The sequence below is a fragment of the Pseudomonas sp. P5_A2_2 genome (assembly GCF_054177685.1).
In genome coordinates this window covers 1-1,294 of the sequence record NZ_JBGCUL010001159.1, presented here as the reverse complement: position 1 = coordinate 1,294, position 1,294 = coordinate 1, and the positions used below count along the sequence as shown (strand labels likewise).

General features: G+C 63.8%; 2 protein-coding genes. One reads left to right on the top strand and one right to left on the bottom strand.

Annotated elements, in window-relative coordinates:
* A partial coding sequence (locus ACXRVY_RS29700) for a response regulator (protein WP_458239044.1) occupies positions 1-938 on the top strand: 938 nt, incomplete at its 5' end.
* 125 nt (positions 939-1,063) lie between these two features.
* Here ACXRVY_RS29700 and ACXRVY_RS29695 read toward each other — a convergent pair.
* A partial coding sequence (locus tag ACXRVY_RS29695; RefSeq protein WP_458239043.1) for a GGDEF domain-containing protein occupies positions 1,064-1,294 on the bottom strand: 231 nt, incomplete at its 5' end.

Genomic DNA, 1,294 nt, shown 5'->3' with positions numbered 1-1,294 from the left:
GTCGCAACGACAGTGCCAGCGTGCGCGAGGCCTTGCCGTTGGCGCCGGCCGCGTACCTGACCAAGCCCCTGAACATGGAAAGCCTGACCCAGCGGTTGCAGGCGTTGCTGCTGAACGCTGGCGAAGAAGTCTCATGCGAAGTGCCGTCGCTGGCGCCGGGGATGACATTGGCGGTGTATTTGGAGCGTCGACGGGAATTGGCCGACGGCGCGCCATTGATGACCGACGTGCAAGTGGCGGTCAAACGCAGCCTCAACCCCAATGGCCTCGATCTGACGGTGCTGGAAGACGAAATCCGCACCGATCCGCAGGTCACGGCCGTGCTGATCGCCGCTGCCAACAGCGCGGCCCAGCACCACGGCGCCGCTGTGCAAACCCTGTCCCAGGCACTGCATCGCCTTGGCACCGGGCAGAGCATGAACCTGATTCTCGGGCTGGCGCTCAAGCGCAGTGCCCGGCTCAGCGATCCGCAATTGGCCGACTATGCCGAGCGTTACTGGGATCTGTCCCTGCACACCGCCGAATACGCGCGAACCCTGGCGCGCTTGCTCGATCTGGATCAGGAGCGCTGCTATTGCGCCGGCATGTTGCATCGTCTCGGCGATCTGGCGTTGCTGCGCTGTTTGCAGGAATGGAAACAGGCCGGTGGCGAACTGGACGAGCAGGAGGAAGTGGGCGAAGCGCTGGTTGAGTTTGGCGCGGCCTATGGTTCGGCCCTGCGCACGCGCTGGCGTCTGCCGCTGGAGTTGCGGGAGCTGATTGCGGCGGCCTACCAGCTCGGTGGCGGGGTTTACTCCCGCGAAGCGCTGGTGATGAACATGGCAGCGCAGCTGGCGCGCCTGACCGAGCATGAGGGTATCGAGATGCTGGCGAAGAGCCGGACGGCGCGGTTGCTCAAGATCGGTTTGCCGGAGTTGATGCGTTTGCGCAGGAAGTAAGTACACCACCAACCCCTGTGGGAGCGAGCTTGCTCGCGATAGCAGACTGTCTGCCAACATTGATGTTGAATGAGCCGCCGCCATCGCGAGCAAGCTCGCTCCCACAGGGTTCCAGGGTGAACCTGTCAGGCCGTGACAATCCGGTTCTTGCCGTCGCGCTTGGCCTGGTACATCGCGGCGTCCGCCCGGGAAAACAGGTTTTCCACGTTTTCGTCCGCGGCGGTCAGGCTGGTCAGGCCCTGGCTGACGGTGATGCCGAACGTCCGGCCTTCATGGGTGAAACGCAATCGCTGAATCTGCTGTTGCAAGCGCTCAGCCACTTGCAGGGCCATCTGCGGCGTGCAGCCGGGAAACAC